This window comes from Pseudarthrobacter sp. NPDC058119 (assembly GCF_042884655.1).
Lineage (GTDB): Bacteria > Actinomycetota > Actinomycetes > Actinomycetales > Micrococcaceae > Arthrobacter.
In genome coordinates, this window is sequence record NZ_JBHVTN010000003.1 from 158,121 (window position 1) to 183,806 (window position 25,686).

The 25,686-nt window shown below is 66.6% G+C and carries 25 protein-coding genes; 20 read left to right on the forward strand and 5 right to left on the reverse strand.

Features of this window, described 5'->3' with window-relative positions:
• Nucleotides 1–15: 15 nt before the first annotated feature.
• Nucleotides 16–891: a hypothetical protein gene (locus tag ACFVTD_RS08660; RefSeq protein ID WP_387560988.1), complete on the reverse strand. Its 876-nt coding sequence runs from the start codon at nt 889–891 to the stop codon at nt 16–18.
• Between the two features lie 192 nt (nt 892–1,083).
• Here ACFVTD_RS08660 and ACFVTD_RS08665 point away from each other — a divergent pair, with 192 nt between their 5' ends.
• The 7 genes from ACFVTD_RS08665 (at nt 1,084) to bcp (ending at nt 8,522) form a co-directional block, all read left to right on the forward strand.
• Nucleotides 1,084–1,884 (forward strand): hydroxypyruvate isomerase family protein, encoded by an 801-nt coding sequence (locus ACFVTD_RS08665; RefSeq protein ID WP_387560991.1) that lies wholly within the window; start codon nt 1,084–1,086, stop codon nt 1,882–1,884.
• 33 nt (nt 1,885–1,917) lie between these two features.
• Nucleotides 1,918–2,796 carry a 2-hydroxy-3-oxopropionate reductase gene (locus ACFVTD_RS08670; RefSeq protein ID WP_387560994.1) on the forward strand — a complete coding sequence of 293 codons (879 nt, stop codon included), beginning with the start codon at nt 1,918–1,920 and terminating at the stop codon, nt 2,794–2,796.
• 164 nt (nt 2,797–2,960) lie between these two features.
• Nucleotides 2,961–4,751 carry a glyoxylate carboligase gene (gene gcl, locus ACFVTD_RS08675; RefSeq protein ID WP_387560997.1) on the forward strand — a complete coding sequence of 597 codons (1,791 nt, stop codon included), beginning with the start codon at nt 2,961–2,963 and terminating at the stop codon, nt 4,749–4,751.
• Between the two features lie 2 nt (nt 4,752–4,753).
• Entirely contained in the window at nt 4,754–5,947 is a 1,194-nt protein-coding gene (locus ACFVTD_RS08680; RefSeq protein WP_387561000.1) for a glycerate kinase, read from the forward strand.
• Nucleotides 5,940–7,283: an allantoinase AllB gene (gene allB / locus ACFVTD_RS08685; RefSeq protein ID WP_387561003.1), complete on the forward strand. Its 1,344-nt coding sequence runs from the start codon at nt 5,940–5,942 to the stop codon at nt 7,281–7,283. Before ACFVTD_RS08680 ends, allB begins: the two co-directional genes overlap by 8 nt.
• Nucleotides 7,284–7,292: 9 nt before the next feature.
• On the forward strand, nt 7,293–7,961 hold the full coding sequence (locus tag ACFVTD_RS08690; protein WP_387561005.1) for a winged helix-turn-helix domain-containing protein: 669 nt from the start codon (nt 7,293–7,295) through the stop codon (nt 7,959–7,961).
• Between the two features lie 81 nt (nt 7,962–8,042).
• Nucleotides 8,043–8,522 (forward strand): thioredoxin-dependent thiol peroxidase, encoded by a 480-nt coding sequence (gene bcp / locus ACFVTD_RS08695; protein WP_387561008.1) that lies wholly within the window; start codon nt 8,043–8,045, stop codon nt 8,520–8,522.
• A gap of 65 nt (nt 8,523–8,587) precedes the next feature.
• On the opposite strand, the gene ACFVTD_RS08700 is transcribed toward bcp, so the two are convergent.
• The gene (locus tag ACFVTD_RS08700) at nt 8,588–9,976 is read right to left on the reverse strand and encodes an MFS transporter (protein WP_387561011.1); all 1,389 of its coding nucleotides are present in this window, start codon (nt 9,974–9,976) and stop codon (nt 8,588–8,590) included.
• A gap of 91 nt (nt 9,977–10,067) precedes the next feature.
• Between ACFVTD_RS08700 and ACFVTD_RS08705 the strand changes: the two genes are divergently transcribed.
• Nucleotides 10,068–10,640 carry a GNAT family N-acetyltransferase gene (locus tag ACFVTD_RS08705; RefSeq protein ID WP_387561014.1) on the forward strand — a complete coding sequence of 191 codons (573 nt, stop codon included), beginning with the start codon at nt 10,068–10,070 and terminating at the stop codon, nt 10,638–10,640.
• Between the two features lie 173 nt (nt 10,641–10,813).
• On the opposite strand, the gene ACFVTD_RS08710 is transcribed toward ACFVTD_RS08705, so the two are convergent.
• A complete protein-coding gene (locus tag ACFVTD_RS08710) occupies nt 10,814–11,095 on the reverse strand; it encodes a hypothetical protein (RefSeq protein WP_387561017.1) in 282 nt (93 codons plus the stop codon).
• Nucleotides 11,096–11,338: 243 nt separating this feature from the next.
• On the opposite strand from ACFVTD_RS08710, the gene ACFVTD_RS08715 reads away from it, so the two are divergent.
• The 8 genes from ACFVTD_RS08715 (at nt 11,339) to ACFVTD_RS08750 (ending at nt 19,292) form a co-directional block, all read left to right on the forward strand.
• Nucleotides 11,339–12,451 carry a PP2C family protein-serine/threonine phosphatase gene (locus ACFVTD_RS08715; protein ID WP_387561020.1) on the forward strand — a complete coding sequence of 371 codons (1,113 nt, stop codon included), beginning with the start codon at nt 11,339–11,341 and terminating at the stop codon, nt 12,449–12,451.
• Nucleotides 12,448–14,406 (forward strand): glycosyltransferase family 2 protein, encoded by a 1,959-nt coding sequence (locus ACFVTD_RS08720; protein WP_387561023.1) that lies wholly within the window; start codon nt 12,448–12,450, stop codon nt 14,404–14,406. Before ACFVTD_RS08715 ends, ACFVTD_RS08720 begins: the two co-directional genes overlap by 4 nt.
• Nucleotides 14,406–14,738: an STAS domain-containing protein gene (locus ACFVTD_RS08725; protein WP_159629875.1), complete on the forward strand. Its 333-nt coding sequence runs from the start codon at nt 14,406–14,408 to the stop codon at nt 14,736–14,738. The genes ACFVTD_RS08720 and ACFVTD_RS08725 overlap by 1 nt, the downstream gene beginning before the upstream one ends.
• On the forward strand, nt 14,731–15,156 hold the full coding sequence (locus tag ACFVTD_RS08730) for an ATP-binding protein (RefSeq protein WP_387561026.1): 426 nt from the start codon (nt 14,731–14,733) through the stop codon (nt 15,154–15,156). The genes ACFVTD_RS08725 and ACFVTD_RS08730 overlap by 8 nt, the downstream gene beginning before the upstream one ends.
• Nucleotides 15,157–15,326: 170 nt before the next feature.
• A complete protein-coding gene (gene uraD / locus ACFVTD_RS08735; RefSeq protein ID WP_387561029.1) occupies nt 15,327–15,824 on the forward strand; it encodes a 2-oxo-4-hydroxy-4-carboxy-5-ureidoimidazoline decarboxylase in 498 nt (165 codons plus the stop codon).
• Nucleotides 15,821–16,159, forward strand: coding sequence for a hydroxyisourate hydrolase (gene uraH / locus ACFVTD_RS08740; RefSeq protein WP_387561032.1), 339 nt, complete (start codon nt 15,821–15,823; stop codon nt 16,157–16,159). The genes uraD and uraH overlap by 4 nt, the downstream gene beginning before the upstream one ends.
• Before the next feature lie 81 nt (nt 16,160–16,240).
• Complete coding sequence (locus ACFVTD_RS08745; protein ID WP_387561035.1) at nt 16,241–17,050, forward strand: IclR family transcriptional regulator; 810 nt, start codon at nt 16,241–16,243, stop codon at nt 17,048–17,050.
• A gap of 307 nt (nt 17,051–17,357) precedes the next feature.
• Complete coding sequence (locus tag ACFVTD_RS08750; protein ID WP_387561038.1) at nt 17,358–19,292, forward strand: BCCT family transporter; 1,935 nt, start codon at nt 17,358–17,360, stop codon at nt 19,290–19,292.
• Between the two features lie 90 nt (nt 19,293–19,382).
• Here ACFVTD_RS08750 and ACFVTD_RS08755 read toward each other — a convergent pair whose 3' ends face one another.
• Entirely contained in the window at nt 19,383–19,661 is a 279-nt protein-coding gene (locus ACFVTD_RS08755; RefSeq protein ID WP_387561041.1) for a hypothetical protein, read from the reverse strand.
• A gap of 128 nt (nt 19,662–19,789) precedes the next feature.
• Nucleotides 19,790–20,470 carry a GntR family transcriptional regulator gene (locus tag ACFVTD_RS08760; protein WP_387561044.1) on the reverse strand — a complete coding sequence of 227 codons (681 nt, stop codon included), beginning with the start codon at nt 20,468–20,470 and terminating at the stop codon, nt 19,790–19,792.
• Nucleotides 20,471–20,594: 124 nt separating this feature from the next.
• On the opposite strand from ACFVTD_RS08760, the gene purU reads away from it, so the two are divergent.
• The 4 genes from purU to ACFVTD_RS08780 are packed head-to-tail and all read left to right on the forward strand — an operon-like array spanning nt 20,595 to nt 25,574.
• Complete coding sequence (gene purU / locus ACFVTD_RS08765) at nt 20,595–21,500, forward strand: formyltetrahydrofolate deformylase (RefSeq protein WP_387561047.1); 906 nt, start codon at nt 20,595–20,597, stop codon at nt 21,498–21,500.
• A 48-nt stretch (nt 21,501–21,548) separates the two neighbouring features.
• Nucleotides 21,549–24,041 carry an FAD-dependent oxidoreductase gene (locus tag ACFVTD_RS08770; protein WP_387561050.1) on the forward strand — a complete coding sequence of 831 codons (2,493 nt, stop codon included), beginning with the start codon at nt 21,549–21,551 and terminating at the stop codon, nt 24,039–24,041.
• A 4-nt stretch (nt 24,042–24,045) separates the two neighbouring features.
• Complete coding sequence (locus tag ACFVTD_RS08775) at nt 24,046–24,672, forward strand: cyclodeaminase/cyclohydrolase family protein (RefSeq protein ID WP_387561052.1); 627 nt, start codon at nt 24,046–24,048, stop codon at nt 24,670–24,672.
• The gene (locus ACFVTD_RS08780) at nt 24,669–25,574 is read left to right on the forward strand and encodes a bifunctional 5,10-methylenetetrahydrofolate dehydrogenase/5,10-methenyltetrahydrofolate cyclohydrolase (RefSeq protein ID WP_387561055.1); all 906 of its coding nucleotides are present in this window, start codon (nt 24,669–24,671) and stop codon (nt 25,572–25,574) included. The genes ACFVTD_RS08775 and ACFVTD_RS08780 overlap by 4 nt, the downstream gene beginning before the upstream one ends.
• Nucleotides 25,575–25,686: the final 112 nt, after the last annotated feature.

Consider the following 25,686-nt stretch of genomic DNA (forward strand, 5'->3'; position numbering starts at 1 on the left):
CGGATGGCAGGCGGGCTACGCGGCGGTGGGCAGCACCAGCAGATACCCGGCGGCCAGCCCACTGCTCCAGCGCCGCGGTTCGCGGACCACGAACTGCGTGGCCAGCTGCTCCGGCGTGAGCAGCGCATTGGGCGCCGGCGACGGTCCCCACTGGCCACTGCCGTACGGATAGAGCGGATCCAGGACGTGGACGCCGGTCACCGCGAAGTCAGGAAATTGCCGGGGATCGCCTACCGATTCGAATCCGTTCATCACCCAGGCGTGGCGGCCGCTCCACATCACCAGGCCTACCGGCCTGCCCGTCTCCGTGATGGCACGGGCCGCGGTCCGCAATGCCTCGTCATAGCCCGGGACGCTCACGACGGCGTACGGCCCCATTCCCGCTTCCGTCAGCACCTGCGCCCAGCCAAAGGGATTGGCACCGTTGAACGAGTCCGACGAGCGGGCGCGGGCCATCTCCCACAGCTCATTCTGCTGCGCGCGGTCGGCCCAGGTGCCGCCGCCCGTGTCGTCGATCAGGTTGTGCGCCATCTGGATGCTGGCGGCCACGCACCAGTCGAAGGTGTACTGCGGGACGAAGTCGCCTTCCCTGTACAGGTTGAGGGCGAACGGCTGGGGCGCGGGGGCCGGCGCTGGAACTGGAGGGGCTGCCGGACTCGGAGCCGATTCTGCGGGCGCCGCCGGGACGGGGGCCGGCGGAGGTGCCAGAGCGGTACTGGCTGCGGATGCATCAGGACCGGCAGAGGTTCCCGTAGAAGCATCCGCAGATGCGGCAGCCGGTGAAGCGGGAGCACTCGACGCCTCCCGGAGATCCGCCACCGGCGTGCAGCCGCCAAGCACAGCGGCCAGGGCTACGAGCCAGGCCAGCAGCCGGAGGCGGGCGGCGGTCATATTCGCTCCAGTCACATCACGGTGGGCGGGCTTGCCTGCTACCAGTCTCCTGCCCACGGCTCCCCTTGACTACCCCCGCCCACCTTCCCTACACTTTTCATAAAGCAGAATCTAAATTCCACAAAGCGGAAACGGTAGGGTGCCGGAAGCGCGGGAAGATAGATCAAAGCCCCTCCCTCGGAAGGACCTACGATGACGTACACAGTGAACTGCTCCATCCTCCTCACGGAGCTGCCCCTGCTAGAGCGCCCCGCCGCCGCCAAGGCAGCAGGCTTCGATGCCGTCGAGTTCTGGTGGCCCTTCGAGGCGTCCGTCCCGGCGGACAGCGAGATCACCAAGTTCGAGAACGCCATCACGGACGCCGGCGTACAGCTCACCGGCCTGAACTTCAACGCTGGCAACATGCCCGGCGGCGACCGCGGCCTGGTGTCCTGGAAGGGACGCTGCTCGGAGTTCAAGGACAACATCGACGTGGTGGCCGGCATCGGCGAGCGCCTGGGCTGCAAGGCCTTCAACGCCCTCTACGGCAACCGCCAGGACGAATTCACCCCCGAAGAACAGGACGAACTCGCCGTCAAGAACCTGGCTGCGGCAGCCGAAGGCGTTGCGCGCATCGGCGGCACCGTCCTCCTCGAACCGGTAAGCGGCGCACCCAAGTACCCGCTCCTCACCGCCAACGACGCCCTCAAGGTCATCACCCGCGTCAAGGACGAAACCGGAGCCGCCAACATCAAGCTCCTCGCCGACTTCTACCACCTCGCCGTCAACGGGGACGATGTCCAAGCAGTCATCGAAAACCACGCCAAGGACTTCGGTCACATCCAGATCGCCGACAACCCCGGCCGCGGCGCACCCGGCACCGGCACCCTGCCGCTCGGCGAATGGATCGCCCGCAGCCGCGAACTCGGCTACGAAGGCTACATCGGGCTCGAGTACAAGGAACCCCAGGAAACGGCCTTCAGCTGGGCCATCCGCGAACACGCCAGCAACTAGTACCCACGCAGACTTTCCAGAAAGAGAACCATCATGAGCAACGTTGCAGTCATCGGACTCGGAATCATGGGCCTGCCCATGGCCATCAACCTGGTCAAGGCCGGCCACACCGTCACCGGCTTCAACCGCAGCCAGGACAAGATCGACAAGCTGGTCTCCGAAGGCGGCAAGGGCGCCTCGAGCATCGCCGACGCTGTCAAAGAGGCCGACGTCGTCATCACCATGGTGCCGGACTCCCCCGATGTTGAGGGTGTTGTCAGCGGCAAGGACGGCGTGTTCGCCAACGCGAAGCAGGGCGCCCTGTGGATCGATGCCTCGAGCATCCGCCCCGACGTCGCGGTCCGCCTCTCGGAAGACGCCCGTGAAGCCGGCATCCGCCCCCTCGACGCCCCGGTCTCCGGCGGCGAACAGGGCGCCATCGACGCCGTCCTCTCCATCATGGTCGGCGGCGAGAAGGCTGACTTCGAGGACGCCCAGGAGGTCCTGAACGCCGTCGGCAAGACCATCGTCCACGTGGGACCCTCCGGTTCCGGCCAGACCGTCAAGGCTGCAAACCAGCTGATCGTCGCCGTAAACATCGAGGTCCTCGGCGAGGCCATCGCCTTCCTTGAGGCCTACGGCGTGGACACCGACGCCGCCCTCAAGGTCCTCGGCGGCGGCCTGGCCGGCTCCAAGGTCCTGGACCAGAAGGGCCAGAAGATGCTAGACCGCAACTTCGACCCCGGCTTCCGCCTCGCCCTCCACCACAAGGACCTGGGCATCGTCACCTCCGCCGCCCGCGAGGCCAACGTCGCCATCCCGCTCGGCGCGGTCGTCGCCCAGCTCGTCGCCGCCACCGTCAACCAAGGCGACGGCGCACTGGACCACTCCGGACTCTTCAAGCAGGTCCTGCAGCTCAGCGGCCGCAAGTAGGAGCAGCCCCGCCAAACCGGGGCACTTCGACACGGACACGCCGGCCGCCGTCGCCCATTACGACGGCGGCCCTCCCCAAAGTGCCCCGCAATCGCCGGGCCTCCCTTCAGCACACCCAAAAACACCCAGACTTCGCCCCAGAGGGGCACAACAAGGAGCACACCATGAGCAAGATGCGTACCGTTGACGCAGCCGTTGCCATCCTGGAAAAGGAAGGCGCCATCGAGGCGTTCGGCCTGCCAGGCGCGGCCATCAATCCCTTCTACTCCGCCATGCGCGCCCACGGCGGCATCCGCCACACCCTGGCCCGCCACGTTGAAGGCGCCAGCCACATGGCCGACGGCTACTCCCGCGCCAAGGACGGCAACATCGGCATCTGCATCGGCACCTCCGGCCCCGCCGGCACCGACATGATCACCGGCCTCTACGCAGCCTGGGCGGACTCCATCCCCATGCTCTGCATCACCGGCCAGGCCCCCGTGTCCAAGCTGCACAAGGAAGACTTCCAGGCCGTGGACATCGAATCCATCGCCAAGCCGGTCACCAAGTTCGCCATGACCATCCTGGAGCCGGGACAGGTTCCGGGCGCCTTCCAGAAGGCCTTCCAGGTGATGCGCTCCGGCCGCCCCGGCCCCGTGCTGCTTGACCTGCCCATCGACGTTCAGATGGCCGAGATCGAATTCGACATCGACGCCTACGAGCCGCTGCCGGTCGAGAAGCCCAAGGCTTCCCGCAAGCAGCTGGAGAAGGCCCTGGACATGCTCCTGGCCGCCAAGCATCCGCTGATCGTGGCCGGCGGCGGCATCATCAACGCCGGCGCCTCCGCGCAGCTGGTGGAACTGGCCGAGACCCTGAACGTGCCGGTCATCCCCACCCTGATGGGCTGGGGCACCATCCCGGACGACCATCGGCTGATGGCCGGCATGGTGGGCCTGCAGACCTCGCACCGCTACGGCAACGAGAACTACCTGCAGAGCGATTTCGTGATCGGCATCGGCAACCGCTGGGCCAACCGCCACACCGGCGGCCTGGAGACCTACACCGCGGGCCGGAAGTTCGTTCACATCGACATCGAGCCCACGCAGATCGGCCGCGTTTTCTCGCCAGACCTGGGCATCGCGTCCGACGCCGGCGCGGCGCTGGCCGGGCTGGTTGAGCTCGCCAAGGAGCGCAAGGCAGCCGGGTCCCTGCCGGACTACAGCGCCTGGGTTGCCGAATGCGCAGACCGGAAGGCGTCCCTGCACCGCAAGACGCACTTCGAGAACATCCCCATCAAGCCGCAGCGCGTGTACGAAGAGATGAATAAGTCCTTCGGCCGCGACACCACCTACGTGTCAACCATCGGCCTTTCGCAGATCGCCGGCGCGCAGATGCTGCATGTGTTCGGCCCGCGCAAGTGGATCAACGCCGGCCAGGCAGGCCCGCTGGGCTGGACCGCCCCGGCCGCGCTCGGCGTCGCCCGCTCCAACCCGGACCAGACCGTGGTGGCCCTCTCCGGCGACTACGACTTCCAGTTCATGATCGAGGAACTGGCCGTGGGCGCGCAGTTCAACCTGCCGTACATCCACGTGGTGGTGAACAACTCCTACCTGGGCCTGATCCGCCAGTCCCAGCGCGGCTTCAACATGGAGCAGAACGTGTCCCTGGCGTTCGAGAACATCAACAGCGCGCACCTGTCCGAGGACACCCGCGGCTACGGCGTTGACCACCTGAAGGTGGCCGAGGGCCTGGGCTGCAAGGCCGTCCGCGTGGAGGACCCCAGCGACCTGGCCGCCGCGTTCGACAAGGCCAAGGCGCTGATGGGCGAGTTCCAGGTTCCCGTGGTGGTGGAAGTGATCCTGGAAAAGGTCACCAACATCTCCATGGGTGTGGAAATCAACGCCGTCAACGAGTTCGAGGAATTGGCCGAGTCCGCCGCTGACGCCCCCACCGCCATCCTGGCACTGCAGGCTTAACCATGCGGATCGTGATTGCCCCGGACAAGTTCAAGGGATCCCTGTCCGCCCCGGAGGTGTGCAGGTTCCTCGAAAAGGGCCTGCAGCGGGGTGCCGGCGGGAACCTGGATGTTGTCCGGATTCCGGTGGCCGACGGCGGCGAGGGCACCCTCGACGCCGCCGTCGGCTCCGGTTTCACCCGCCGCACCGCCACGGTGAGTGGCCCGACGGGGCTGCCGGTGGAGGCGGACTTCGCGGTCCGCGGCCACGAGGCCGTGATCGAGATGGCGACGGCGTCCGGGCTCGCTCTGGTGCCCAGTGTCCAGAAGGGCGCACGGCCCACCCCGGCGGAGGCCGCCACGGCCACCAGCCTGGGCACCGGACAGCTGATCCGGGCGGCGCTCGATGCCGGCTGCCGCAGGATCGTGCTGGGCGTGGGGGGCAGCGCGAATACCGACGGCGGCGCGGGCCTCCTGCAGGGCCTCGGTGCCAGGTTCCTGGACAGCAGGAACAACGAACTTTCCCCGGGCGGGGCTGCGCTGGCCAACCTGCACAGCATCGATTTCACCGATTTCGAGCCCCGCCTGGTGGACACCCGCTTTGTGCTGGCGTCCGACGTGGACAACCCGCTGCTCGGTGCCCAGGGCGCCGCAGCGGTCTTCGGTCCGCAAAAGGGCGCCGCGCAACAAGACGTCGGCATGCTCGACGCCGCCCTGGCCAGGTTTGTCGAAGTCCTGGCCAGGGAAATCGGATTCCGCGCCGTCAAGGCTGCCGAGGCTCCCGGAGCCGGGGCAGCCGGCGGGGTGGGCTACGCCGCCATCGCCGTCCTGGCCGCAACGCGGCGGCCGGGCATCGACGTCGTCCTTGAATTCACGGGGCTTGCGGACCGCCTGGCGGGCGCCGACCTGGTGATCACGGGCGAAGGCAGCCTGGACGAACAAAGCCTGCTGGGCAAAACGCCGATGGGTGTTGCCCGGGCGGCGGCGGACCAGGGCGTTCCCGTCGTCGCCGTCTGCGGCCGGACCACCCTGGACCCGGACCAGGCCGCGGCGGCCGGGTTCGAGGACATCCATGCTTTGACGGCGCTCGAAACCGATGTAAACAGGTGCATAGCAGAGGCAGGGCCGCTGCTGGAGCAGCTGGGCACCCAGATCAGTGCGGGGCTGGCGGCCAACAGGCCCGCCGCCGCAAGTACCAAGGAGGACCTCCGTGTCTGAAGAACGTTTTGACCTCGTCATCCGGGGCCAGCGCATCCTGACCACCGCCGGCATTGCGCCGCGCGAGGTAGGTGTCCGCAACGGCAGGATCGTGGCCATCGAACCGCTGGGCAACGGCCTGGCCGGCGCCGAAGTCATCGAACTGGCCGACGACGAAACCCTGCTCCCCGGCTTGGTGGACACCCACGTCCACGTCAACGAACCCGGCCGCACCGAGTGGGAGGGCTTTGCCTCGGCCACCCGCGCCGCGGCAGCCGGCGGCGTCACCACCATCATCGACATGCCGCTGAACTCCGTCCCGCCCACCACCACCGTGGAGAACCTCAAGCTCAAGCGCGAGGTGGCCGAGGACCAGGCGTTTGTCGACGTCGGGTTCTGGGGTGGGGCCATCCCGGGCAACAAGGCCGACCTCCGCCCGCTGCACGACGAAGGCGTCTTCGGCTTCAAGTGCTTCCTGCTGCACTCGGGCGTGGACGAATTCCCGCACCTCGAGGCGGACGAGATGGAGGAGGACATGGCCGAGCTGAAGTCCTTCGACTCGCTCATGATCGTCCACGCCGAGGACTCGCACGCCATCGACCGCGCACCCCACCCAGGCGGAGACCACTACGAAACCTTCCTGGCCTCACGCCCCCGAGGCGCGGAGAACAAGGCGATTGCCGAGGTCATTGAACGGGCGCGCTGGACCGGTGCGCGGGCGCACATCCTGCACCTGTCGTCGTCGGACGCGCTGCCCATGATCGCCAGCGCAAAGCGCGACGGCGTGAAGCTCACCGTGGAGACGTGCCCGCACTACTTGACGCTCATGGCGGAGGAAATCCCGGACGGCGCCACCGCCTACAAGTGCTGCCCGCCCATCCGCGAAGCCTCCAACCGGGAACTGCTGTGGCAGGGCCTGCTGGACGGCACCATCGACTGCATCGTCTCGGACCACTCCCCCTCCACCCTGGACCTGAAGGACCTCGAGAACGGCGACTTCGCCGTGGCCTGGGGCGGCGTCTCGTCGCTGCAGCTGGGCCTGTCCCTGATCTGGACCGAAGCGCGCCACCGCGGCATCCCGCTGGAACAGGTGGTGTCCTGGATGGCGGAGCGGCCTGCCAACCTCGCGCGGCTCACCAACAAGGGCCAGCTCGCATTGGGCTACGACGCGGACTTTGCCGTGTTCGCCCCGGATGAGGCCTTCGTGGTGGACGTGTCCAAGCTCAAGCACAAGAACCCCATCACCCCCTACGACGGCAAAGCGCTGTCAGGCGTGGTGCGCAAGACCTACCTCCGCGGCGCCGCAGTGGACGGCCAGACCCCTACGGGCAAGCTGATCCGCCGCGGCGGCGTATAAGGGCGCGCCATGGCAGTGGAAGCACACTATCCCCGGACGGCGGTTCCACATCCGGTCCATCAGCCGGTTCCGGCCAGGCGGGCCACCGCCCACGGGCTGGCCGTGTGGGTGGTTCCGGCAGAAGGAACCACCCCGGAAATCCTGCACCACGCCGCCCAAATGGTCCTTGCCAGGGCCCTCGAAACTGCTCCGGAGGCGGAAGTCCATTGGCCTGCCGCCGGAGCCCCCACGTCCGGGGTCTCCGCCGGCACGGAAGGAGCCGCAGCCGACTCCTCTCGCGCTCCTTCCGCGGCGGAGGACCCCGGTGCAACCAGGCCCGACGGCGGCACGCGCCTGCCGCCGTCGGCCGGCCCCGTCAGCCGGGTCGCCGTGGACCTCGCCGCCGACTCCGTCCTGCTGGACGGCAGCCCGGTGGCGCTGACCGGCGTCGAATACAAGGTGCTGCGCTACCTGGTGACGCACCTGTCACGCACGGTAGGCCGCGAGGAGCTGCAGGACTTCCTGGAATCACTGGATTTCCCCGGCGCCACTGCACGTTCCATCGACGTCTACGTGGGCAGGATCCGCAAGAAACTGGGCAATGCCCGCCATGCCGTGGCCACCGTCCGCGGCGGCGGCTACCAGTTTGTGCCGGGCCCGCACGCAGCCGTTCGGGGTCCGGCGGAATACTGCATATGACGCGCTGGTTTGTATCAGTAAGCGGTGACCCGCTTCACTTGATGTTTGGCCATCACTGACCGAGTCTTACAAAGGAACGCCATGAGCCCCACCCTGACCACCAAGCTTCAGCCCGGTACCCCGGCTCCTGATTTCACCCTCCGGGACGCCCAGGGCCGCGAGACCTCTCTGGCCGATTACCGTGGCAAGAACGTCATTGTCTACTTCTACCCGAAGGCCGCAACCCCCGGCTGCACCACCGAGGCCTGCGACTTCCGCGACAGCCTGGCTTCCCTGCAGGGCAAGGGCTACGAGGTCGTCGGCATCTCCCCCGACGCCCAGGAAGCCCTGGCCGGCTTCAGCGGCGACTTCTCCCTGACCTTCCCCCTCCTCTCCGACCCCGACCACGCGGTGGCCCTGGCCTACGGCGCCTGGGGCGAGAAGCTGGTCCACGGCGAAATCCACGAGGGCATCGTCCGGTCCACGGTTGTGGTGGACCCTGAAGGGAACGTCACTCTGGCCCAGTACCAGGTGCAGGCCGACGGCCACGTCGCCCGCCTCAAGGAAGCGCTGGGACTCTAGCCCGCCCCACTTCCTGCAGCATTTCCGCGGACGCCCCGGCACATTGCGTGCCGGGGCGTCCGTGCCTAATCCGCAGTTTCCGCTGCCACCTGCGCATACGATGCCGACACCCGACGGTAGACCGGAGCCAGGAAGGCCAGCAGTGCGGCCACGATCATGATGATCCCGGCCACCAGGAACACCAGCGCGATGCCGCGCGAGGTGCCCTCACCCAGGAGTGGTGCCAGGAGTGCGGCGCCGTCCGCGGACCGGGCGTACGGGATGATCCAGTACTGGGCAATGGGGGCGATGAGGAACGCCGTCACGGGGGCGGCGGCAGACTCGAAAGCCATGGCGAAGCCAAAGACGCGGCCCTGCCGTTCCAGCGGCACCACCCGCTGGATGACCGTCTGTTCCGCGGCCTCCACGAACGGCACCAGCACCAAATACAGCCAGATCCCCAGGATGTAGAGCCAGGCCCACTCCCGGAGCGTGAAGACCGCGCCGAGCACCCCCATGGCCGCCACGGCAACCAGCAGGGTTCGCAACGGGTTTGCGCCGAGCCCGAATTTGCCAATCAGCGCGCCGCCGATGATGAACCCCGTGGAGCCAACCGCAAAGACGGTACCCCACATCTCCACCGGGAACATCTCCAGCCCGTACGGGTCCATCAGTGCCATGTAGACGCCGCCGATGAAGTTGTTGAACGTGGAAAACACGATCAGCGCGAACAGCCCCGATATGGCCAGGACGGCAGTGAACGAGCCCCGAAGGTCGAAGCTGCCGTGGGCGTCCGATGCCGCCACATGTAACTCCTCGGGCATCCGAAGCGTCAGCAGGTGCGCGGCAGCCAGCGCCGTGAGCACCAGCGCGACGGCGATGGTCCAGCCCATGCCCAGCAACCCGACCGAGAGTCCGGACAGCAGGGACGTGACGATGAACATCAGCCCCTGCACCATTCCCACCAGCCCGTTGGCATTGGCGCGCCGCTCCGGTTCGATGAGGATGGTCACCGTGGTGGACAGGGCGATGTTCCGCAGGTTCTCCACCACGGCCCCCACCAGGATCACCACGGTGAAGATCCAGAACCACGGCCGCCCCAGGTCCAGCAGGGACGCGGCCGGCGTCAACAGGAACATCACTCCTGACAGCACGAACATCACCAGGCTGAAGGCCGCGGCGAACCGCATCACGGCCAGCTTCCGGTACCGGTCCACGAACGTGCCGAAGCTGATGCTGGACAGTGCAATCAGCAGCATGTAGGCGCCACCCACCACCCCGGTGGCGATCACGTTGCGCGTCTCCAGGTACAGCCAGAATGTCAGCGCGAACCACAGGTAGCTGGTGGTGATGTTGGCCAGTGCGGTGTTGACCAGGATGCCGGCGAAGGTGCGGGAGCGTTCGCCCGGCGTTCGCAGGAAGGCCGCCACGGTATCCGGATCCGCGGCAGCACTGCCCGGTTCCTGCGGGGTCATGCGTCCCAGTGTAGTGAGGGGCGGCACGCGCCAACAGGGTGGACGCCGGACCGGGAGGCGATTCGAGGCCGGAGGCGGCTAGCATCGCAGCATGGCCATTGAAGTGCGCGCCGCAACGAGCTTCGAGGACGTCAGGACACTGGTGGGGCCCAAACGGCCCGACGCCACCGTCTGCTGGTGCCTGAGCTACCGCATCCCCTCACAACAGAACGTATCTTTGCGGGGAGAAGAGCGCGGGAAGCTGGTCAGGCAGCTGGTAGCCCAGGATCCGCCGCCGGGCGTCGTGGCGTACGACGACGGCGAACCAGTCGGGTGGGCAGCGGTGCACCCCCGCGCGGACACCAGCTTCGCCCGCAACCGGCGGATCCCCCACGTTGACGGCCAGGACGTGTGGTCGGTGTGGTGCCTCCGTGTCCGTCCCGGCCACCGCGGCAAGGGAATCTCCCACCATCTGCTGACCGGCGCCGTCGCCATGGCGCGCGCTTACGGCGCTCCCGTAGTGGAGGGCTACCCCGTGGACAGCGGCGGCCGCAAGGTGGATCTCACCATGGCATACGTGGGTACCCGCAAGCTTTTCGAGGATGCCGGCTTCACCAAGGCTGCCGACACCACCTCGGTGCTCAACGGCTTCCCCCGGGTGCTGATGCGCCTGGTACTGGAATAAACAGCGCTACTTCCGGCGCCAGTACTTTCCCCAGTCGACTTCCATGGCCCAGAACGCCAGCAGTATCGCGTCCATGGTCATGAGTCCCGCCATCAGGTACGACCAACCCAGCAACAAACTCACAGCAATCTCCTGACTATCCCCAGCCAATCGATTGCTGCTAAGTGTGGCACCTACAGGGCGGCGACGGAATGCCCTCCGCCCGCAGTCTTTAAAAGAGCCTCAAGCCGGTGGTGCGCCTCGGTCTCCAGCTTCAGCCGGTGGGTGAGTTTTTCCACCTGCCTGGACAGGTCCTCCCCCACCTGCAGCCGGTCCCCGGGCCAGCTGGAGACCTCCCTGGATTCGGCGAGTGCCTGCTCGAGTTCCCTGGCGGCGGCCCGCACCTTCCGTGAGTGGAAAAGGACACGCAGGAAGGCCCTGGCCTTGTCCATTCCGTTTTGTTTTACGTGTTCCATTGGCTTCCCCGCCTTCCGCAAGCTGGTCAGCTTCCGCGCGGTCGTCGTCGTACCCTGGTCCTGGAAAGCTGCTGCGTTATTTCGAGTGTGACCGGCGTTCCTCAACGTCACGGCAAGCAGATCCCAAGATTTCCGCAAGATCGGCCGGGCATGGCTCCTGCACGACGCATTGGTCATCGACTTCACCGGAAACTGTGAAGCCTAAGACATGCCCTGTGCGCCTTAATACGGTAGAAGTAGAGCATGGTCTCTCCCTCCGAATCCCGCCGTGCGGTGGTCATCGAAGATGATCCGGACATCCGCGGACTGCTGGTCCGTGTCCTGGTCAAGCAGGGCTTCGACGTCACCCACGCGGACGCCGGACTGCCGGGCGTGGAGGAAGTCCGCCGCCGCAAGCCGGACCTGGTGACCCTGGACCTGAACCTGCCGGACCTTGACGGGCTGGAGGTGTGCAAGCTCCTGCGCGAATTCTCGGACGCGTTCATCGTGATGCTCACCGCCCGGGCAGACGAACTGGACAAGCTGACCGGCCTAGACAACGGCGCGGACGAATACATCAGCAAGCCGTTCAGCCCCCGCGAACTGCAGTCCCGGATCAATGCCCTTTTCCGGCGCCGGCCCTCCGCCGCCGCGGAATCGGCGGCCCGGGGAGAGCTGGAACGCGCCACGGAGGTGCAGCAAAGCCTCCTGCCGAAAGAGGACATCCGGGTGGACGGCTATGACGTGGCGGGCCTCTTCCGGCCCTCCCGCAACGTGGGCGGCGACTTCTACGACTGGTACCAGACCCCTGACGGCCTCCACCTGACCTTCGCCGACGCCATGGGCAAGGGCATGGGCGCCGCCCTGATCGCCGCCACGGTCCGTGCCGTCATGCGCTCCACAGGCCTCCGCCAGGACCTGGACGCAGGCTTTGCCTCCGCCAGCAAGGCGATCGCCACGGACCTGGACTCCTCCAACTCCTTCGTGACCCTGTTCCACGCCCGCCTGGACGCAGCATCCGGCAAGGTCAGCTACGTCGACGCCGGGCATGGCCTGGCACTGCACGTCCAGCCCGCCGGACCGGCAGACCGCCTCCCCTCGGGAGGACCACCGGTGGGAGCCTGGCCGGGGACGCAATGGCCGCAGGCCAATCTGGAACTGGCACCCGGTGACTCGCTGGTGGTGGTCAGTGACGGCGTGCTGGACGTTTTTGAGTCAGTGGAGGACTTCACCGACGCTGTGCGGCAGGCCACGCAGTCGGCAGGTTCGGCGCAGGAAGCCACCAACTCCATCCTGGCCCTCGCCCCTGCGGAGACCGCCGAGGACGACGTCACGGTGGTCGTGGTCCGCCGCCTCCCCCAGGGAGTGGCCGCGTGACCCGTTTCTGGACCCGCCTGGTGGTGGTGCTGACTGTCCTGACCGGCCTGAACTACATCGCCTGGCGCTGGATGTCCTCGCTCAACTGGGACGCCTGGTGGATCGCCCTCCCCCTGGTTGCAGCCGAAACCTACAGCCTCATCGACGTCATGCTCTTCGGGATGACGGTGTGGAACCTGAAGATCCGCAAGGGTGCGCCGGAGCCGCCACACGACGCCACCGTGGATGTCTTCATCACCACCTATAACGAGGACCTGGACATGGTCCTCACCACCGCGCTGGCGGCCCAGAAGATCCGGCACCCGCACAGCACGTGGATCCTGGACGACGGCGCACGGCCGGAGCTCAAGGCCCTCTGCGAACAGCACGGCCTGGGTTACGTCACCCGCAGCGGGGACTGGACCAAGGACCTGCCCCGGCATGCCAAGGCGGGCAACCTCAACAACGCCCTCATGGTCACCCACGGTGAGTTCCTGCTGATCCTGGACGCGGACCAGATTCCCGAGCCGGACATCCTGGAAAAGACCCTGGGCTACTTCAACAACCGCCGGGTGGCCCTGGTCCAGACACCCCAGTACTTCAGCAACGTCCCTGACAGCGATCCCCTGGGCAGCCAGGCACCCCTGTTCTACGGCCCCATCCAGCAGGGCAAGGACGGCTGGAACGCCGCCTTCTTCTGCGGCTCCAACGCCATCCTGCGCCGCGAGGCACTGATGCAGCTGGGCCTGGTGGGCTACGTCAAGGAGACCGAGAAGAGTATCCGCCGCGCGCTGGCCGCCTCCCGCGCAGCGATCAAGCAGGCCCGGAAGTCGGCGGACATGGAGTCGCCCCTGGTGGCGGAGGTCCTGGACGAGGTGGAGGCCGCCACCCGCGAAGCCCAGGAGGAAGTGGACGCCGGCCGCCCCCTCAGCGAAGTCACGTACCGGGTCCGCCGCCGCGTGGACGCCGCCGTGCAGACCCTGGTCCAGGCCGACGTCGCAGCCCTGCAGGCCGACCTCGAGGAAATCGCCGCGATGGAACTGGCCCATGTGGGCGAGTCCGGCGTCCCGGTAGTGGCGGACGACGCCGTGCAGCGGATGTCCGCCCGCGACTGGTCCCCCCTGGGTGCCCTGGAATCCGTGCAGGCCGTGCTGGATGCGCTGACCGTGGAACGCAGCAACGAGGCCCAGCCCGTGATGCCCCTGGCCACCATTTCCGTTACCGAGGACATGGCCACCGCCATGCGCATGCACGCCATGGGCTGGGAGAGCGTGTACCACCACGAAATCCTGGCGTACGGTCTGGCGCCGGAGGACATCGCAACCATGCTCACGCAACGCCTCCGCTGGGCCCAGGGCACCATCCAGGTGCTGCTGCGGGAGAACCCCCTGGTGCAGAAGGGCCTCAAGATCGGCCAGCGCCTGATGTACTTCGCCACCATGTGGACGTACCTCAGCGGGTTCGCCGCCGTCATCTATTTCGCGGCCCCCATCATCTACCTGCTGCTGGGCATCCTGCCGGTCAGCAGCCTCAGCTGGGACTTCTTCATCCGGTTCATCCCGTTCATGGTGGTCAACCAGCTGCTGTTCGCCGTGGCCGGCCGCGGCATCCCCACCTGGCGCGGCCAGCAGTACAGCCTGGCGCTGTTCCCCACCTGGATCAAGGCCTGCACGACGGCGGCCCGCAACGTCTGGTTCGGCCGTCCCCTCGGATTTGCCGTCACCCCCAAGGCGCGCCAAAGCGGCGGCCCCAGCTGGAGCCTCATCCGCCCCCAGATCGTGGTGTCCATCCTGCTGGCCGTTGCCGCCGTCGTCGGAATTGCGCGCCTGGCCACCGGGCTGGCAGAGCCGCTGGGCACCCTGGTCAACGTCGTCTGGGTGGTCTTTGACCTGGTGGTCATGAGCATCCTGGTCCGCGCCGTGCTCTACAAGGGGTACGAACCGGCCGCAGAACCTGCAAACAGAGAGGAATCCTGATGGAGTTCAGTTATGAGGTCAAAGACTCGTACGCGGAGGTCAAGGCGGACGGGCGGCTCAACATGGTCTCCGCGCCGAAGCTGCGCGAGTTCGTGACGGATGTGATCGCCGGCGGATCCAACCGGATCGTGGTGAACCTGGAAAACACGGCGTTCATGGATTCCTCGGGGCTCGGCGCGCTGATCGGCTGCCTCAAGGCCGCCCGCCAGGCCGGCGGAGACCTGCGGATCGCCGCCGTCCAACCGCAGGTGAACATGGTGCTGAAGCTGACCAGCATGGACAAGGTCCTCACTGCCTACTCCACGGCCGAGGAGGCGTTCAGCAATGACTGAGGTCCTGGCTTCGCGCAGCTTCCGGGGACCTGCTGCCGAGGACGCCATCGAGGCGGTGCACAACGACCTCGACAGCCTCTGGCTCGACGTTCCGTTCGTCAACGACATGGACCAGATGACGTTCACCACCGCGGTCATCGAGTCAGCATCCAACATCGTCCAGCACGCGGAACCTGCCGGGGACCAGGAGGTGGAGCTCGGCGTGGAGACCACCGTGCGGCCGGCCATGCTGCAGGCACGCGTCAGCGCCTACAACGCCAAGCCGCCGTTCGGCCCGATGGAGCCCGCTGTCCCGGGCGAGGAGGCAGAGTCCGGCCGCGGGCTGGCGCTGATCGAGGCGTTGGTTACCACGGTGACCTTCGAACGCCAGGACGGCACCAACACCTGGGTCCTGTCCCGGACGTCATCACACGACTGAAGTACGGCCGCTTTCGCTTGACAGTGCTGCCCGGCTCGTCTTCAATATTACGTATGCTGAAATAACAGTTCCATGATGCGGAGCCTGCATGCTTCGCAGGCGCCGGACACTCCGGCATCCGCATAGCCGTCACCATGGATGCCAGCATGACCTCAAGGATTGCGACCAGCATGAAGCTAGCCGAATTCAACAGCGCGGATCCCACCGCCGCCCAGGCCACCCTCCGGCCCTGCATCGACATCAGCCGCTGGGTGGAAGCGGTGGCCGGAGCCCGGCCCTACGCGGGCCGCGAGGAGCTCCTGGCGTTCGCCGCCCAGGCTGCCAGCCCGTTCACGCCGGCCGAGGTGGAAGCCGCCATGGCCCACCACCCAAGGATCGGGGAACGCCCGACGGCGGCCAGCACCGAAGCGTCCATGTCCCGTTCCGAGCAGGCCGGGGTGGATCCGGCGGATGCTGAAGCCGCCGAGGCCCTGGCGCGGGGAAACCGGGAGTACGAGGAGAAGTTCGGCCGGGTATTCCTGATCCGCGCCGCCGGACGCACCGCCCAGGAGATCCTGGCGGCCCTGAACCAGCGGCTCGCCAACTCCCCCGAAGAAGAAGACCGCATCGTGGCGCAGCAGCTGCGTGAAATCGCCGTACTGCGGCTCGAAGGACTGATCACCGAATGAGCGTTTCCCACGTCACCACCCATATCCTGGACACCGGCGCCGGGCGCCCGGCGGCGGGCGTCGCCGTCGTCCTGTCAAAGCACGACGCCGGCACCTGGCGTGAACTGGCATCCTCCAGTACCGATGCTGACGGCCGGGCCAAGGACCTGGGGCCGGAGCAGCTGGACCCGGGGCACTACAAACTGAACTTCGCCACCGGCGCCTACTACGCGGGGCAGCAGACGCAGACGTTCTTCCCGGAAGTGGACCTGGTCTTCGAAGTCACGGGCCCCGAGCACTACCACGTGCCGCTGCTCCTGAGCCCGTTTGCGTATTCGACCTACCGCGGCAGCTAGGGCCAACTCAGGGCCTCTGGACGCCGCCCGGGTCACCCGAATGTCACGGCCGTTACAATTCCCGGCATAGGATCAGGAAGTATGGCTCCAAAAAATGAACCGGAAACCGATACCGATGCCGAGGGCGGCCAGTCCGGCGGGGTCCAGTCCGTGGAGCGTGCGCTGACCGTCCTGGAGATCCTGGCCCGCGAGGGACATGCGGGCGTGAGCGAAATCGCCGAGGAAATGGGGATCCACAAGTCCACCGTGTCCCGACTGATGGGTTCGCTGGTCACCCGCGAGATGGTCCATCAAAACAGCGAGCGCGGGAAATACCAGCTCGGTTTTGGGATCCTTCGCCTGGCAAGCTCGATTCCGGGCCGCCTGAGCCTGGTCCGGGAGGCACGGCCAGTCCTGGAGAGCCTGGCGGATGAGTTCAAGGAAACCGTGAACCTGGCCGTCCTGCGCTCCAACTACGCCGTGAACGTGGACCAGGCCATGGGCCCCTCCACCCTTGCCACGTATGACTGGGTGGGAAGCCTGACGCCGCTGCACGCCACCTCCAGCGGAAAGGTCCTCCTCGCGGCGCTGGAGGCGGACGACCGGGACCGGATCCTGAAGGAGACGGGGCTGGCGGCGCGCACCTCGCGCACCATCACCAGCCGGAAGGAGCTGGACGCCCAGTTGCTTGACGTGGCCGCCAAGGGGTACGCCGTGGTGCGGGAGGAGTTCGAGATCGGCCTGAATGCCGTGGCCGTGCCCGTCTACAACCACCAGGGCACCGTGATCGGTTCGGTCAGCATCTCCGGGCCGGCGTTCCGCTTCGACCCCGAAAAGATCCCGGGCCTGCTGGAAGCGCTCAAGGATGCTGGACTCAAGGTCAGCGCCAACATGGGGTACACCCAGCGCTGAAAGGCTCCTGAATCAGCACGGCAATGGCCCCGGGTTCCTGAACCCCGGGCCATTGCCCTGTTAAGTGGTTTTTCGCGTGCCTGCAGAATCTGCTGTGGCTGTGCATGGCGTCCTTGACTTTGAAAGTGACGTACCGCACTCTTGTTGCTTAGCGCGAACTCTGTTGATCTTTGCGGAACACCTCCCCATGGGGCTTACGGCCCTGACACCGCTGGCGAACGGCCAGGCGTCAACTCCTCCGCGGATTGCGCTGCCCAAAGCCAGCACTAATCGCCAGCCCATGGACTAGTCAAAGGATCCGCTTTTCATGGCCATTAACAGTGACCTGAGCTCCGCAAAATCAAAAGTGCCGCCGTCAGGGGACGTTCCCCCCGAGCCATCGGACACCTATCAAGGGGAAGCGGTGACCGCCCTTGCCACAGTCACCGAGCACGAGCAGATCCTGGAGGAACTGCGGCAGAGCCACCGTGAACAGGCCGTTTCCCAGCGCCGCAACCGGAAGCTGACCCTGGACAAGGCAACGTTCGGCATCACCGGAGCCATCGCACTGGCGTTCGTTGCGTGGGGGTTCCTCGACAAGGACGGCCTGGCCACCACGTCCAGGGACGCCCTGGACTGGGTCATGGAGTACACAGGCTGGCTCTTCATGGTCCTCGCGTCCCTGTTCGTCGTCTTCGTCCTGTGGCTGGCCCTGGGCAAGTTCGGCAACATCCCGCTTGGCAAGGACGGCGAGAAACCCGAATTCCGCACGGTGTCATGGATCGCCATGATGTTCGCCGCCGGAATGGGCATCGGCCTGATGTTCTACGGGGTGGCAGAGCCGCTCTACCACTTCGTCTCTCCCCCGCCGGGAACCGTGGACGGCCGCACCCCCGCAGCCATCCAGACGGCCATGGCCACCTCAATCTTCCACTGGACCCTGCATCCCTGGGCCATGTACGCGGTGGTGGGCATCGCCATGGCCTACGGCACCTACCGGCTGGGACGCAGGCAGCTGATCTCCGCTGCCTTCACCTCGCTGTTCGGCATCAGGACCGTAGAGGGGCCGGTAGGCAAGGTCATCAACATCCTGGCCATCTTCGCCACCCTCTTCGGCACCGCCGCGTCTCTGGGCCTCGGCGCCCTGCAGATTGGCAGCGGCTTCACCTCCAACGGCTGGACCGGCGAGATCGGAACACCCGTACTCGTGGGGATCGTGGCCATCCTGACGGCGTGCTTCATCGCCTCCGCCGTCTCCGGCATCAGCCGCGGGATCCAGTGGCTGTCCAACGTCAACATGGTCCTTGCGGTACTCCTCGCCGTGATCGTGTTCGCGGCAGGCCCCACGCTCTTCATCCTCAACCTCATCCCCTCGGCGGTCGGCGACTACTTGCGGGACCTGGCCGAGATGTCCTCCCGCACCGAGGCCGTCGGCGACGAAGCGCTCCGGACCTGGATGTCGGGCTGGACCATCTTCTACTGGGCCTGGTGGATTTCCTGGACGCCGTTCGTGGGCATGTTCATCGCCCGGATCAGCCGGGGCCGGACCATTCGGCAGTTCGTTACAGGCGTACTGCTGGTCCCCAGCATTGTCAGTGTGGCTTGGTTCGGCATCTTCGGCGGTACGGCCTTCCAAATCCAGCAGGACGCGGACAAAGCCGGCACGCCGGGCCTGATGACCGTCACCGACGGCAAGGCAACCATCGATTTTGACGGTGCCCTGTTCAACCTGGTGAAGAACCTCCCCCTGCCCGCATGGATGATTGCGGCCGTGATCGTCCTGGCCATGGTCCTGGTGGCAATCTTCTTCATTACCGGCGCCGACTCCGCCTCCCTGATCATGGCATCACTGAGCTCCAACGGCAGTTCCGACCCCAAACGTGCGCTGGTTATCTTCTGGGGCGCCCTCACGGGTGCCGTGGCCGCCGTCATGCTTCTGGCGGGGGGTGACAAGCCCTCCGAAGCGTTGTCGGGCCTGCAGCGGATCACCATCGTCGCGGCCCTGCCCTTCGTCATCGTCATGCTGCTGCTCTGTTTCGCCATCACCAAGGACCTGCGCAGGGACCCGCTTTCCCTGCGCCGCCGGCTGGCGGATTCCGTGGTGGAGCGGGCTATCCGGACCGGCGTGGAGCAGCACCGGGGTGTCCAGTTCGAGCTTGTGACCAAGCATGAATGTGCCGAAGCTTGCGCCCAAGGCACAAACTGCACCGGCGCGGGTCCTGTCGCGGAAGAGCCGGAGCCGGAAAAGGCCGCCATTCGGTAGCTATGTGGAACGGATGGAGCCCCGGCGCGTACTGCGCCGGGGCTCCATTGTCATTGCCTGGAGTGGGGGCTGAAGCTCCCACTCCAGGGGCTAAGTCCAGATCTGGTAGCCGGATGACTTGTCGAAGATGCGCCGCGTGCTGATGCCCTCGGCGGCAATCCAGAGCACCGTGCCGTCCTCCGCAGCCTGGTCCACCACCCCACTGGCCACGTGCTCTCCGCGCAGCCAGACTTCGACACTGCGGCCCGGCAGGCGCGCCCAGTCGGCACGGAGGCCGAGAGCCTTCTTCGACGTGCCGTCCTGCCCATCCTGTTCGGGGTCAAGGCCAGTGGCACGATGTGGGGCTTCAAGGGTTGCCTGGGAATTCACTGGTCACTCCAATCACCGGCGCCGTCGCCGCTCGAAACCTTCACTGATATTTGATTGATATATCAATCTGGAATCCGAGTATGGCCCAGGTCACACCCCGTGTCAACAGGCGCCCAGGGCAGCTGGGACTATGCCTTGAAAAGGGCCTCCCGGACCGCACTTTCGAATCCACTCACGTGGACGCGGGCAAGCTCCGCAGCCCGTTCCTCATCCCCATCGATGACTGCACGGAGCAGATCGAGGTGCTCATGGACGTGGTGGGACAAGTCAGGCAGCCGGTCGATGACCATGCACCAAATGCGCGTTGCCAGGTTGTCATAGCGGATCAGGATGTCTTCCAGGTGCGGGTTGGCAGCGGCGGCGTAGATGCCCTGGTGCACCCGGGCATCGAGCTGCAGCGTCTCCGTCACCGTTGCCGAGGACACGTCGAACGCCTCGACCTGTTCGAGAATGGCGCGCAGTCCGTCCCGGACCGCGGGGGAAGCCACCCGTGCGGCACGCGCCGCCGCCAGTGGCTCGAGCTGGGCGCGGATCTCCGAAATGAAGGAAAGGTCGGTCACGTCCACCCTGGTGGCGAACGTGCCCCGCCGGGGATAGGTCTTCACCAGCCGGTCCAGCTCCAGCCGCTTCAGGGCCTCACGGACGGGAGTCCGCCCCACGCCAAGGTTCCTGGCCAGGAGCTCATCGTTCAGCAGCTCCCCCGGTTTGATCTCAAGGGTCAGCAGCCAGTCACGGATGCTTTCGTAGGCGACCTCGGCCAGGGATTTCCTCCCCGCGTCGTCCGTCACCGCCAAAGCTTCGAATGCCATTGCTGAGCCCCTTCTTCCCGACCAGAAAAAAACTATTGACCTCGCCTGGGGACCAGTATACGCTGGCACTCAATCTAATATATCAGTCCGTTGCTTTTGAATATATCTAGAAGGAGGAGGGGCCATGACCCTCATCGAAACAGCCTCAGCAACCATCACCCTGCCGGCGCTCAAGGAAGAGCAGGCGCAGAAGTTGGTGCTGACCCTGTCCTGCAAGGAGCAGGCAGGAATTGTTCAGGCCGTGACCACGTTCCTGTTCGAGCGCGGCTTCAACATCGACGAGCACCAGCAGTTCGACGACAGCCTGCGCGAGACGCTCCACCTGCGTACCGCGTTCTCCGGTTCTCCCAGTTACACGCCCGCCGTGCTCGAGGAAGAGTTTGCGGGCATCGCCGGCCGGTTCGACATGAAGTTCAGCTTCCATGACCAGACCCCCAAGCGCGTGCTGGTCATGGTGTCCAAGTTCGGCCACTGCCTCAACGACCTCATCTTCCGCTGGCGGGGCGGCAGCCTCGGCGGCGAACTGGTGGCAGTCGTTTCCAACCACGAGACCCACCGCGCGATGGCGGAAGCCGCCGGGCTCCCCTTCATCTACGTCCCCGTCACCCCGGACACCAAGGCCGACGCAGAGCGCCGGCTGCTGGAACTCGTGGATGAGTACGAGGCGGACCTCGTGGTCCTGGCCCGTTACATGCAGGTGCTCTCCGACGATCTCTGCCGCGCACTGGAGGGCCGGGCCATCAACATCCACCACTCCTTCCTCCCCGGCTTCAAGGGTGCCCGCCCCTACCACCAGGCCTACGACCGCGGCGTCAAGCTGGTGGGTGCCACCGCCCACTACGTCACCGCCGACCTGGACGAGGGTCCGATCATCGAGCAGGAAGTCATCCGGGTGGACCACACCTATGGCCCGGCGCAGTTGTCCACCGTTGGCCAGGACGCCGAGGCACTGGCCCTCTCCCGTGCCGTCCGCTGGCACTGCCAGCACCGTGTGCTGCTGGACCAAACCAGCACCGTGGTGTTCCGGTAAGCACCCCCGTCCGCAGACCTAACCCGTAAAGCAGCAGGAGAGACTCCCTTGGAATCGTCACCACGCATCGTCATCATCGGCGCCGGCATCGTCGGCACCAACCTCGCGGATGAACTCGTCACGCGCGGCTGGAACAACATCACGGTCCTGGACCAGGGCCCCCTCAACATGCCGGGCGGTTCCACGTCCCACGCCCCCGGCCTTGTCTTCCAGACCAACCCCTCCAAGTCCATGGCGCTGTTCGCCAAGTACACGGTGGAGAAGCTGCTGTCCCTCACCGAAGACGGCGTCAGCTGCTTCAACCAGGTGGGCGGCCTGGAAGTTGCCACCACCGAAACCCGACTCGCAGACCTGAAGCGCAAGCTCGGCTACGCGCAGGCATGGGGCATCGAAGGCTCCATCCTCTCCCCTGCGGAGTGCAAGGAGCTCTACCCGCTCATCAATGACGAGGACATCCTCGGCGGACTCCACGTCCCGAGCGACGGACTCGCGAGCGCCGCCCGCGCCGTGCAGCTGCTGATCAAGCGCACCGAAGCGGCCGGCGTGAAGTACATCGGCAACACCGAAGTCACCGGCATTGAGCAGTCCGGACGCCGCGTCACCGGCGTGGAAACGCCCGACGGCGTGATCCCGGCAGACATCGTCGTCTCCTGCGCCGGTTTCTGGGGCGCCAAGGTCGGCGAGCTGATCGGCATGTCCGTGCCGCTGCTGCCGCTGGCCCATCAGTACGTCAAGACCACCCCGGTTCCGGCCCAGCAGGGCAAGAACGAACTGCCCAACGGCGCGCAGCTGCCCATCCTCCGGCACCAGGACCAGGACCTCTACTACCGCGAGCACGGCGACCGCTACGGCATCGGCTCCTACGCCCACAAGCCCATGCCCGTGGACCTGGACGAGCTCGGCAGCTTCAAGCCGAACGAAATCAGCGAGCACAACATGCCCTCCCGCCTGGACTTCACCCTCGAGGACTTCCTCCCCGCCTGGGAAGCCACCAAGCAGATCCTGCCGGCCCTGCGCGAAAGCGAGATCGAGGACGGCTTCAACGGCATCTTCTCCTTTACCCCGGATGGCGGCTCCCTGGTGGGCGAGTCCAAGGAACTGGACGGCTTCTTCGTGGCCGAAGCCGTGTGGGTTACCCACTCGGCCGGAATCGCCCGCGCCGTGGCCGAGTTGCTGACCACCGGCAAGTCCTCCATCGACCTGGGCGACTGCGACATCCACCGCTTCGAGGACGTCCAGCTGACCCCCGAATACGTCAGCGAAACCTCACAGCAGAACTTCGTGGAGATCTACGACGTCCTGCACCCGCTGCAGCCCAAGCTCTCCCCGCGCAACCTGCGCGTCAGCCCCTTCCACGCCCGGCACAAGCAGCTGGGTGGGTACTTCCTGGAAGGCGGCGGCTGGGAGCGTCCCTACTGGTTCGAAGCCAACGCCGAGCTCCTGAAGGAGATGCCCGCCGACTGGCAGCCGCCGGCCCGAGACTCCTGGTCCGGCATGTTCAGCTCCCCCATCGCCGCGGCCGAGGCCTGGAAGACGCGCACCGCCGTCGCGATGTACGACATGACCCCGCTCAAGCGCCTTGAAATCTCCGGACCCGGCGCCCTGAAGCTGCTGCAGGAACTGACCACCGCGGAAATGGACAAGAAGCCCGGGGCCGTCACCTACACGCTCCTGCTGGACGAGCAGGGCGGCGTGCGAAGCGACATCACCGTGGCCCGCCTGGACGAGCAGACCTTCCAGCTCGGCGCCAACGGCAACATCGACACCGCCTACTTCGACCGCGCAGCCCGGCACCAGACCGCGAGCGGCAGCACCGAAGACTGGGTCCAGGTCCGCGATACCACCGGCGGCACCTGCTGCATCGGCCTCTGGGGCCCGCTGGCCCGCGAGGTTGTCGGCGCGGTCAGCAGCGACGACTTCACCAACGACGGCCTGAAGTACTTCCGGTCCAAGCAGGTGGTCATCGGCGGCGTCCCCGTCACCGCCATGCGGCTGTCCTACGTCGGCGAACTCGGCTGGGAGCTGTACACCAGCGCAGACAACGGCCAGCGTCTCTGGGACGCGCTGTGGAAGGCCGGCCAGCCGTTCGGCATCATCGCGGCCGGCCGTGCCGCCTTCAGCTCGCTCCGCCTGGAAAAGGGCTACCGCTCCTGGGGCACCGACATGACCACCGAGCACGACCCCTTCGAGGCCGGCCTCGGCTTCGCGGTGAAGATGGCCAAGGAGACCTTCGTCGGCAAGGCAGCCCTGGAGGGACGCACCGAAGAAAACTCCGGACGCCGCCTGCGCTGCCTGACGGTCGACGACGGACGCAGCCTGGTGCTGGGCAAGGAACCGGTGTTCTACAAGGACCAGGCAGTGGGCTACGTCACGAGCGCCGCCTACGGCTACACCGTCCGCAAGCCCATCGCCTACTCCTACCTGCCCGCTGAGGTTTCGGTCGGCGATTCGGTGGAGATCGAATACTTCGGCCGCCGGATCGTGGCCACCGTGACCCAGGATCCGCTGTACGACCCCACCATGTCCCGGCTGCGCGGCTAGCACCATGATCAGTTCAGAGACAGTCAGCAGCTACCTCGCCCGCCTGGCCGCCAAGCAACCAACGCCGGGCGGCGGAGCTGCCGCCGCACTGCACGCAGCCCAGGGTGCAGCCCTGGTGGCCATGGTGGCGCGCTACACCACCGGCGCCAAGTACGAGCAGCACGCACCGCTCGTGCAGCGCATCACCCTGGCAGCCGACGACCTTGTGGCCGAGGCACTGAGCTTGGCTGAAGCGGATGAACAGGCCTTCCAGGCGGTCATCGACTCCTACAAGCTCCCGGCCGGCACCGATGAACTCAAGGCCGCCCGGATGGCCGGGATCGATGCCGCGCTCATCCAGGCGGCACAGACCCCCGCCCGGCTCATCAAGCTCTCGGGCGACGTCGTGGACCTTGCCACCGAACTGTTCGACGTGGCCAACGCCAACGTCATCAGCGACGTTGCCGCGGCCGCTGATGCCGCCCGGGCAGCTGTCACCACGGCGCGTGTCAACATCGACATCAACGTCGTGGCGGTCAAGGATCCGGAGGCACGGGCGCTGCTTGCGCAGCAGACGGACGGCATCGAAGAGAAAGTGGTCCTCGCGGCAGATGCCCTCTCGGCCCGCGTCCGCGAAAGGATCCTGGGTTGAGCACAGCAGTACTTTCCGGAAAGCCTTTGGCCGCCTTCTTCCAGCGGGAGGTCCAGGAACAGGTCCGGTCGCTTGGACTGGACGGCGTCCGACCGGCCGTGGCAGTGGTCATGGCCACTGCCGATGAGTCAACGCGCTGGTACGTCCGCTCCATCGAGCGGGCAGCGGAGCGCGCCGGAATGGACTGCCGGATCATCGACCTGGGCCATGATGCAACGGAACCGATGCTGGCCGGGGTCCTGCGGGACCTGAGCGCGGAGCCATCCGTCAACGGCATCATCCTGCAGACCCCGCTGCCGGAGGGGGTCCGCACCGACAGCCTGGTGGGCCTCATCACTCCGGAAAAGGACATTGACGGCGCCAATCCGCTCAGCCTGGGCCGCCTGGCCGTCGGCCAGCCGGCCTTCGCTCCCGCCACCGCCCGCTCGGTCGTCGAGATCCTTGACCACTACAAGGTTCCCGTGGCGGGCAAGTCCGTGGTGGTGGTGGGCCGGTCCGCCGTTGTGGGCAAGCCGTTGTCCCTCCTCCTGCTGGCCCGCGATGCCGCCGTGACGGTCTGCCATTCCAGGTCAGGCCCGCTGGAGCGCTACACGAAGGATGCCGACGTCGTGGTGGTCGCAGCCGGGCGCGCCGGGCTGCTGACCGGCAGCCAGGTCTCCGCCAAGACCATCGTGGTCGACGTCGGCACGAACGTCCTTGCCGACGGCTCACTGGTGGGTGACGTGGACCAAGCCAGCGTCACCGGGACCGCAGCGGGACTCACACCGGTTCCCGGTGGAGTGGGTTCGGTCACCACGGCGCTGCTGCTCCTCCACACGGTGGAGGCTGCGAGCCGGCAGTTGTCGTCCCTGCCGCTGCCGGCCGGTTCCGCGGAGGCCCACGCCTTGGAAGCCACGGGCTAGGAAAGGCGCAGCGTCAGCAACGGGTGTCCCGTTTTTCGTGAAAGGTGCTTCGGTGGGCCTAAGACCTGGGGAGGTATTCCTCACCGAAGCACCGTTTTCGAAAAACGGGGCC